The 8554-nt window shown below is 65.5% G+C and carries 10 protein-coding genes and 2 tRNA genes; 4 read left to right on the top strand and 8 right to left on the bottom strand.

Annotated elements, in window-relative coordinates:
- A partial coding sequence (locus tag AC1DYI_RS20075) for a P-loop NTPase (RefSeq protein ID WP_477205899.1) occupies positions 1-728 on the bottom strand: 728 nt, incomplete at its 3' end.
- 128 nt (positions 729-856) lie between these two features.
- Between AC1DYI_RS20075 and AC1DYI_RS20070 the strand changes: the two genes are divergently transcribed.
- The 3 genes from AC1DYI_RS20070 to AC1DYI_RS20060 all read left to right on the top strand — a co-directional run bounded on the left by AC1DYI_RS20070 (position 857) and on the right by AC1DYI_RS20060 (position 4205).
- A complete protein-coding gene (locus tag AC1DYI_RS20070) occupies positions 857-2341 on the top strand; it encodes a sulfotransferase family protein (RefSeq protein ID WP_477205898.1) in 1485 nt (494 codons plus the stop codon).
- Between the two features lie 50 nt (positions 2342-2391).
- The gene (locus AC1DYI_RS20065) at positions 2392-2589 is read left to right on the top strand and encodes a hypothetical protein (RefSeq protein WP_477205897.1); all 198 of its coding nucleotides are present in this window, start codon (positions 2392-2394) and stop codon (positions 2587-2589) included.
- Positions 2590-2717: 128 nt separating this feature from the next.
- Positions 2718-4205, top strand: coding sequence for a tetratricopeptide repeat-containing sulfotransferase family protein (locus AC1DYI_RS20060; protein ID WP_477205896.1), 1488 nt, complete (start codon positions 2718-2720; stop codon positions 4203-4205).
- Between the two features lie 33 nt (positions 4206-4238).
- Here the strand turns inward: AC1DYI_RS20060 and AC1DYI_RS20055 are convergent, their stop codons facing one another.
- Both AC1DYI_RS20055 and AC1DYI_RS20050 read right to left on the bottom strand, forming a co-directional pair.
- Entirely contained in the window at positions 4239-4889 is a 651-nt protein-coding gene (locus AC1DYI_RS20055) for a hypothetical protein (RefSeq protein ID WP_477205895.1), read from the bottom strand.
- Between the two features lie 72 nt (positions 4890-4961).
- Positions 4962-5168 carry a hypothetical protein gene (locus AC1DYI_RS20050; RefSeq protein ID WP_477205894.1) on the bottom strand — a complete coding sequence of 69 codons (207 nt, stop codon included), beginning with the start codon at positions 5166-5168 and terminating at the stop codon, positions 4962-4964.
- Between the two features lie 209 nt (positions 5169-5377).
- On the opposite strand from AC1DYI_RS20050, the gene xth reads away from it, so the two are divergent.
- The gene (gene xth / locus AC1DYI_RS20045; protein ID WP_477205893.1) at positions 5378-6169 is read left to right on the top strand and encodes an exodeoxyribonuclease III; all 792 of its coding nucleotides are present in this window, start codon (positions 5378-5380) and stop codon (positions 6167-6169) included.
- Between the two features lie 15 nt (positions 6170-6184).
- Here the strand turns inward: xth and AC1DYI_RS20040 are convergent, their stop codons facing one another.
- The 5 genes from AC1DYI_RS20040 to ybgF form a co-directional block, all read right to left on the bottom strand.
- Entirely contained in the window at positions 6185-6676 is a 492-nt protein-coding gene (locus tag AC1DYI_RS20040; RefSeq protein WP_477205892.1) for a DUF421 domain-containing protein, read from the bottom strand.
- 189 nt (positions 6677-6865) lie between these two features.
- Positions 6866-6941: transfer RNA gene (locus tag AC1DYI_RS20035), tRNA-Lys, on the bottom strand.
- A 52-nt stretch (positions 6942-6993) separates the two neighbouring features.
- A tRNA-Lys gene (locus tag AC1DYI_RS20030) sits at positions 6994-7069 on the bottom strand.
- Between the two features lie 16 nt (positions 7070-7085).
- Positions 7086-7943 carry a tRNA threonylcarbamoyladenosine dehydratase gene (locus AC1DYI_RS20025; protein ID WP_477205891.1) on the bottom strand — a complete coding sequence of 286 codons (858 nt, stop codon included), beginning with the start codon at positions 7941-7943 and terminating at the stop codon, positions 7086-7088.
- Positions 7944-7947: 4 nt separating this feature from the next.
- The coding region (gene ybgF, locus AC1DYI_RS20020) for a tol-pal system protein YbgF (protein WP_477205890.1) at positions 7948-8554 on the bottom strand (607 nt) is incomplete at its 5' end.

The following is an 8554-nucleotide window of genomic DNA, read 5'->3' as shown; positions in this document are numbered from 1 at the left end:
GCAATGTCCTGCGGCGTGGTCACGATCACCGCGCCGGTCAGCGGCACGCGCTGGCTGAGCGTGAGCTGGATGTCGCCGGTGCCGGGCGGCATGTCGACCAGCAGGTAGTCCAGGTCGCCCCAGCTGGTCTGCCGCAGCAACTGGTCCAACGCCTGCGTGGCCATCGGGCCGCGCCAGATCAGGGCTTGGTCGGGCTCGACGATGAAGCCGATCGACATCACCTGCACACCGTGGTTTTCCAGCGGAAGCATGGTCTTGCCGTCTTCGCTCTCGGGCCGGCCGCTGAGGCCCATCATCATCGGCTGGCTGGGGCCGTAGATGTCGGCGTCCAGGATGCCGACGCGTGCGCCTTCGGCAGCCAGCGCGAGCGCCAGGTTGGCGGTGGTCGTGCTCTTGCCGACGCCGCCCTTGCCCGAGGCCACGGCGATGATGTTGCGCACCTGCGGCAGCAGTGCGACACCGCGCTGAACGGCATGGGCCACGACCTTGAAACCGAACTGGATGTCGACGGAGCCGACCCCTTCGACGCCGCGCGCAGCTGCCGTCAACGCGGCCCGCAGCGCGGGATACTGGCTCTTCGCCGGGTAGCCCATCTCCACCTCGAACGACACCTTGTCGCCGTCGATGCGCAGGTTGCGCAGCTGCTTGCCCGAAACGAAGTCTTGCTGGATCTGAGGGTCGACGACGGTGCGCAAGGCGTCAAGCAGCGCGGTCTCGGAAACGGGCATGGTGTGGGGAACTGTGAAACAAGGGCGACATGCGGCGGGCGCCGAGCACGTAAGCTATGCAGTCTAGCCGAGCCACTTTCCCTGCGCTGATGGGCTTTTTTGCATCCAATCCCGCTCCCGGATCTGCCGTGACTCCCGAAGCAAGCGTCGACACCCTGCTCGCCCAGGCCGCGCAGCTGGCCCGAATCGGGCAAGTGCGCGATGCCATCGTCGCCTACCAGAAGGCGCTGGAACTGCGGCCGGATTCGCCCAACAGTTGGTACAACCTCGCGCGCCTGCTGCGCCGGGTGCGCCGGTTCGACGAAGCCCTGCTCGCTTACCAGCAGGCGCTCGACTTCAAGGCCGACCACCCCGAAGAAGTGCACCTGAACCGCGCCGTCATCCTGGCGGACTACCTGGCGCGCCCGGTCGAGGCGGAACGCGAGCTTCGCACCGCGCTGGCCCTGAACCCGCGCTACGTGCCGGCGCTGCTGAACCTGGGCAACATCTGCGAGCACCGCAGCGACCGGTCAGGCTCGATCGCGCACTACAGCCGGGCCCTGTTCCTCGACCCGTTCAATGCCCTGGCGCTGGCACGGCTGACGAGCATCCAGCCTTTGTCCCGCGCTGACGACCCGTTGATCCAACGGCTGAAGCAGGCCATTGCACGGCCCAACGCCCAGGCGGCCGAACGCGCCGACCTGGGGTTCAGCCTGGGCGCGGCGCTCGACAAGATCGCGGCTTACGACGATGCGTTTGCCGCCTACCAGGCTGCCAACGAGGCAAGCCGCCAAGCCGCCGCACCGCCAGGAGTGCACTACGACCGCCAGGCCCATGAGCAGATGGTCGACAACCTGATTCACGCCTTCCCCCAGCCCGCACCAGTGGGCAAGGCAGCCGAGAGCTCACCCCAGGTTGTTTTTGTTTGCGGCATGTTCCGCTCCGGCTCGACGCTGGTCGAACAGATCCTGTCGAGCCACTCGCAGGTCACCGCAGGGGGCGAGCTGGACCTGCTGCCAACCCTGGTGCACCAGCACCTGCCGGGTCTGGCCGGCACCGGTGCGCCCGCCGACGCGGGGGTGGTCGCCCGCATGCGGGAGCGCTACCTTGCCACGGTGCGTGGGCTTCACCCGAACGCCTTCGTGCTGACCGACAAACGGCCCGACAACTTCCTCCACATTGGCCTGATCAAGGCGATGTTTCCGCGAGCACGGATCGTCCACACCCGGCGTCACCCGATCGACAACTGCCTGTCGGTCTACTTCCTGCATCTGAGCCACGCAATGCCCTATGCGCTGGACCTGTCCGACGTGGCGCACTGGTACGGCCAATACCATCGGCTGATGCAGCATTGGAAGACGCTTTACGGCGCGGACATTCTTGATGTCGACTACGACGCGTTGGTCAAGGAGCCGGAGCCGCAGATCCGCAGCCTGATCGGCAGCCTCGGTTTGCGGTGGGAGGCCGCCTGCCTCGACTTTCACAAGAAGGATGCCGTGGTCAAGACGGCCAGCGTCTGGCAGGTGCGGCAGGCCATGTACACCCGCTCATCGGGCCGTTGGCAGCATTACGCGCGGCACCTCGATCCGGTGGTCATCGAGTTGCGGCGTCAGCTGGGCGACGAGTTGCGCTGAGCCCCCTGCGCGGGAACGGGCTTTGCCGCCATCCCGGATGGAGGTGCCCTATGCGCAAGTTCACTACAGGCCTGAGCCTCGCAGCGGCCCTGCTGCTGGCGGGCGTGCACGCCGTCATTGAAGTGCAGCCCTGCCCGATCGACAAGACGACGATGACGGCCACGGGCAACACCCGCCAGGAGGCGGGTAAGACGCTCGCCGAGTACAAGTGCGAGAAGGGCCACGTTTACTGGATCGCCGTCGATTGATGCATGGCGGCCCGGCCATTGCTTCACCAACATCTGCTCTACGACGACTTCGGCTCCAAGGCGGCGCAGGGCGCGCGCGACGTAAGCTACGCAACCATGCGTCCAATACCCGTCCACCTTGCCTACCCGTGACTCCAGAACCCAATGTCGACACCCTGCTTGCACGCGCGGATCATTTGTCCCGCACGGGCCGGGAGCCTGAGGCGATCGACGCATATCAGCGTGCACTGCAACAGAGACCCGAGCTGGCGGATGGTTGGTACAACCTGGCGCGCCTGCTGAGCCGGGCACGGCGCTACGACGACGCGCTAGTCTCGTACCAGCATGCGCTGGACCTGTGCGCCGACCAGCCTGAAGAAGTCCACCTAAACCGCGCCGTCATCCTGGCCGAAAATCTGGCAAATCCTGACGGAGCCGAACAGGAGCTGCGCGCAGCGCTGATGTTGAACCCGCGCTATGTGCCGGCTATGCTCAATCTGGGCAATCTGTTCGAGCACCGCGGGGACGAGCGGCTTGCTACCGCCCAGTACGAAGCCGCGCTCGCCATTGACCCGCACAACGCCTTGGCCTTGGCGCGGCTGTCGACGATCACGCCTCTGACCGACATCGGTGACCCATTGATCCTGCGGCTAAAGCAAGCCATCGCGCGCCCAGGAGTTGTGGCGGCGGAACATGCGGACCTGGGCTTCAGCCTGGGCGCGGCTCTCGACAAGGTAGCGGCCTACGACGAAGCCTTTGCAGCGTATGCGGCGGCTAACGCGGCCAGCCGGCGGATCGCGCACCCACGGACGGTTCGCTACGACAGGTCGGCCCACGAACAGTCGATCGAACGTCTGATCGAAGCTTTCCCCCACGCACAAGACCGCACGGAACCGCCAACTGCCGACACGCCACAGTTGATCTTCATCTGCGGCATGTTTCGCTCCGGCTCAACACTGGTCGAGCGGGTCCTGGCCAGCCATTCCCGGGTCACCGCCGGCGGCGAGCTCGACCTGCTGCCTGCGTTGGTGAAGGAGCACCTGCCGACGTTGCACGGTAGCGGCACCCGCATCGAACCAACAGTCATCGAACATCTGCGAGCACGTTATCTCACTGCCGCGGGCGCGTTGCATCCGAACGCCACAATCCTGACCGACAAGCGGCCGGACAATTTCCTTCATATCGGCCTCATCAAGGCGATGTTCCCGCATGCCAAGATCGTGCACACTCGACGCCATCCGATCGACAACTGCCTAGCAGTGTTCTTCTTGCACCTGAGCCACTCGATGCCCTATGCGCTGGACTTGGCAGACACGGCGCACTGGTACGGCCAATACCGTCGGCTGATGGTGCATTGGAAGACGCTCTACAGCGACGATATTCATGATGTTGACTACGACGCCCTGGTGGAGGCCCCTCAGCCAAGTATCGAACGCCTGCTAGCCAGTGCTGGCTTGCCATGGGAAGACACTTGCCTGCATTTTCACGAGGTGCCGTCGCTGGTGAAAACTGCCAGCGCGTGGCAGGTGCGGCAGCCCCTGTACACCCGTTCGTCCGGCCGCTGGAAACACTACGCACCTCACCTCGAAGCACTGGTCGCCGAGTTGCGCCACCAGCTGGGAGACCAGTTGGTCTGATGGGCATCGGGCGAAGGGGCGGCTCCGCTGGCTTCAGCGAGCCTCGTCAGGCGCTCGCAGTTCGATGTCGCGCTCGAACAGCTCGATCGCCGCTTTGGCGACCTGGCCCGTGTCGTAGTAGGCGTAGGCCGCCACACCCATCGCGCCGATCACCGGCAGCCAGCGCGACGCGCCGTGCGACAGCCCGCGCTGCGTCACCTTCAATCCGATGCTTTGGGCCACGACCTGCAACGCCTTCAGTGAGGCTTGCTTGACGATCATGCGTTCGCCCATCCGCACCACCAGGTCGCGAACCGCCTGCGACGCCGTGTGCTTGAACAGGCAGTACAGCATCTGCTCTTGCGTCAACGTGCCGGACTTGCCGTAGTAGGCCGCAATGTCGGCCACCATGCTGGCCTGGATCCGCCAGACGGCCAGCATCTCCGGCAGGATGGTCAGCCAGCCCAGTGGCCCGGGCGGCAATGCCAGCGTGCCCGCGGCCGCCGCCGCCTTGGCAGACGATTTGACGGCAATCGTTCGAGCGGCTTCGGCCGGCTGGCGGCTGGCCTGGGCGTTCGAGCCCGGCACCTCGCCAAGAAAGCCGAGGATGGCCGCGGCGACCCTTGAGGCACCGCTGGGGGCGCCGTGGTCGTCGATGATCGCGGGCAGTTGTGCGCGGTTGCGCTTGGGGGCCGGGTCTTTCACGCCGCCATCATGGCATTGCCGCGGCGACGACGCGCAAACCGCGGCCAGAGCCACGGCAGGCTTCGAGGGAACTCAAGCGCCTGACAGACGCTTGGCCGTGACCACCACCACCTGCGTCGGCGCGTCGTCGGCCTGGGCCATCAGCGCGTCGTCGTATTGGCCGTCGGCCACCTGGCCCAGCGCTGCCATCAGGCTCAGCGCCATCACCAGCGCCACGCCAGCGGCCGTGCGGCGAACCTGAGATTCTTGCTGCGCGAAACGGAAGGGGCTGCGGGTCATGGTGGGCTCCTGGGTGGAGAGGGCTGTCGATGGGGTGGACTGTAGGCAGGCACCTTGGCACGCGCCATCGGCGTGCGACCAGCCGCAGCAGCAGCGCGCTGGATGGCATGTGGGGGCGATGGACCGAGAGCGCTCCATGACCAGCAAGCTCACGGGTGTGCCGATTGCTGCCGGCATCGATAGGATCGACCCTCGAGAGGACCGCCCTGATGAAGATCGCGACCTACAACATCAACGGCATCAACGGCCGCTTGCCTGGCCTCTTGCGCTGGCTGGATGAAACCCAACCCGACATCGTCTGCCTGCAGGAAATCAAGACCTCGGATGCGACCTTTCCGAAGGCGGCGATTGAAGAGGCCGGCTACGGCGCACTGTGGAGCGGCCAGAAGTCGTACAACGGTGTGGCCATCCTGGCCCGTGGCAACCAGCCGATCGAGACCCGGCGCGGCCTGCCGGGCGACCCCGAGGACACCCAAAGCCGCTACCTTGAGGCTGCCGCACATGGGGTTCTGGTGGGATGCCTTTACTTGCCCAACGGCAACCCGCAACCCGGCCCCAAGTTCGACTACAAGCTGGCGTGGTTCAAGCGCCTGATCGCGCATGCCAGCAGCCTGGTTGACCACCCGGAGCCGGTATTGCTGGTGGGCGACTACAACGTCGTGCCAACCGACGACGTGGCCGACATCTACAACACGCGATCGTGGCTCGACGATGCGCTGCTGCAACCCGAATCGCGAGCGGCCTACCGCGAGCTGCTGGCACAAGGCTGGACCGATGCGATCGCGAAGAAACATCCGGGTGAGCCGATGTACACCTTCTGGGACTACTTCCGCCAGCGCTGGCCTCGCAATGCCGGGCTGCGCATCGACCACCTGTTGTTGAACCCGACGGCCAGCAAGCGGCTAAAGGATGCGGGGGTCGACCGCGCGATGCGTGGCCTCGAAAAAGCGAGTGACCACGCGCCAGCCTGGGTGACGCTCACCGCCAAGCGCGGCGGCTAAGCAAGCACGCGGGCCCTACTTCTTGCCCGCCTGTTTCGGAATCACCGTGACCTCACCGCTCGGCTCGAGGAAGATCTGGTCGACGCCGTCGAAGTCCTTGACGCCTTCTTGATGGATCTTTTCCTTCAGCTCTTCGGCGGTGATGAACTCGCGCCGCATCTGGCGGCGCTGCAATTGGCCGTTCCTGAACAGACACCTGCGTTGCCCCATCGCGAAGCGCTCGAAAGCGGGTGAGCGAAACGCCAGCGCGTCCAGCAGCACGTTCCAGCCGACCAGCGTGGCGATCAGCAGCATCGAGTCGGCCGACGAGGTGCCCTCGCCGATCATGCCGTTCTGCGCCGCGTCGCCGATCAGCACCACGAACAGGAAGTCGGTGATGCCCATCGAGCCCGCATCGCGCCGCAGCACGAAGCGGAACACGAAGAACAAAAACCAGTAGAGCAGCGTGCCCCGCAGCATCAGCTCGAAAGGCGACAGCGTGAGCGAAAAGAGGTGGGACCAGTCCATCGTGGCGTGCATGAAGCAGTCACCAGAACTTAGCCGTTGGGCTCGGCTGCCCGTGTCGGCGCCCGCACCTGCCGGCAGTCAGACAACACCGCAGCCGGTGGCGACGCCGTTGCCTTCAAGAATCATGGGCGCGGCGGATCGGCCATGAAAAAAGGACTTGCCTCTCGGCAAGTCCTTCTTCATTCGAATTGGTGGGCCCTGAAGGATTCGAACCTTCGACCAACGGATTAAGAGTCCGCTGCTCTACCAACTGAGCTAAGAGCCCTGAGATCTCATTCGACGCCTGCTGAACTGGCCTTGGCGGCCTTTCCAGCAAGTGGTGGGTTGTGCAGGATTCGAACCTGCGACCAACGGATTAAAAGTCCGCTGCTCTACCGACTGAGCTAACAACCCTTACTGCGGTAGAGCCCTAGATCATATCATGACTTTTTCTTGATTGAAAAGAGGCCTGTGGTGCGAGACACAACGCCAGCGTCTCGCCCGCCGCCGCAAAACCAAAACTCGCGGTCACCGTGACTGCCGATCCATAGCCGTGGCAGTTCAAGCTGCCGTCGCTCACTTCGCCGGCGCCGGCGCCGGTGTCGCACGCCGCATCGGCCGGTGGCGCCACGCTCTCGCGCRAGAACACGCAGCGCACGCCAATCGCGCCTTGGCCTGCTTTGACCGCGCCGTGTTCGCGCCGCAGGCGTTGGCGCAATGACGAGAGCAGTGGGTCATGCGTGACCGCGGCCAGGTCGGCAATGTCCAAACGCTCAGCGTGGCGCTTGCCGCCGGCCGCGCCGCAGCACACCAAAGGCACGCGCTCTTGCAAGGCCCAGGCAGCCATCGCGGCCTTCGCGCGGACTTGGTCGCAGGCATCGATCAGCGCATCCACGGGCCCGGGCAAGAGGCCGGGCCAGTTGGCGGCGTCGACGAACTCGTCCACCACATGCACGGTGCAGCCTGGGTGGATATCGGCCACGCGCTGCGCCAGCGCCTGCCCCTTGGCCATGCCCAGCGTCGCGCCGGTGGCCTGGATCTGCCGGTTGATGTTGGACTCGGCGACATGGTCCATGTCGATCAGGACCAGCTCGGCCACACCCGAACGCGCGAGTGCCTCGACCGCCCAAGAGCCCACGCCGCCCAGGCCCACCACCGCAATGCGCAGCGTGCGCAGCCGCTCGTAGGCGGCGTGGCCATAGAGCCGCCGCAAGCCGCCGAAGCGGCGCTCCAGATCGGGCGTGTCTTCCGGCGGCGCGCTGGGCGTTGTCGCGGGGTGGTCGTTCACCCGGTCACTTCAGTGTGACGATGCGCTCGCGGCCGGCCTGCGCGGCTTCCGACTTCGGATACTGCTTGATCAGCTCTTCGAGCGTGCGCTTGGCGCTCTTGTTGTCCTTCAGCTCGGCCTGGCAGTTGGCCAGCGCCAGCAAGGCCTCGGGCGTGCGCAGGTGGTCCGGCGCCGCGGTCACGAAAGCCCGGAAGGTCGCGATCGCATCCTTGTACTGGCGCAGGCCGTACTGGGCATTGCCCAGCCAGTAACGCGCCGAGTCCACGTAGCCGCTGCTCGGGTAACGCTTGAGGAACGTGACCAGTGCCGGCGCGGCCTTGTCGTACTCGCCGCCGCGCATCATGGCCATTGCGTCGTCATAGGCCCGCTTCTCTTCGGCCTCGACGAAGAACTCCTTGCCGTCGACCGACACCTGCTGCGGCTCGAGCTTGCGCACCCGCTCGTCGACGTTTTGCGCGATGTCCTTCTGGCGCCGCTGCACCTCGGACAGGTCACGCAGCATCTGCTCGTCCTGCCCGCGCAGGCGCGCCACTTCGGAGCGCAACTGCTCGTTCTGGTTGTTCATGTCGAGCAGGTTGCGCTGCAGCGTCTGGACCTGCTCGGTCAGTTGC

The sequence above is a fragment of the Ideonella sp. P3_A4 genome (assembly GCF_056403075.1).
The sequence above is the reverse complement of the archived record's forward strand: the minus strand, read 5'-3'. Positions and strand labels throughout refer to the sequence as shown.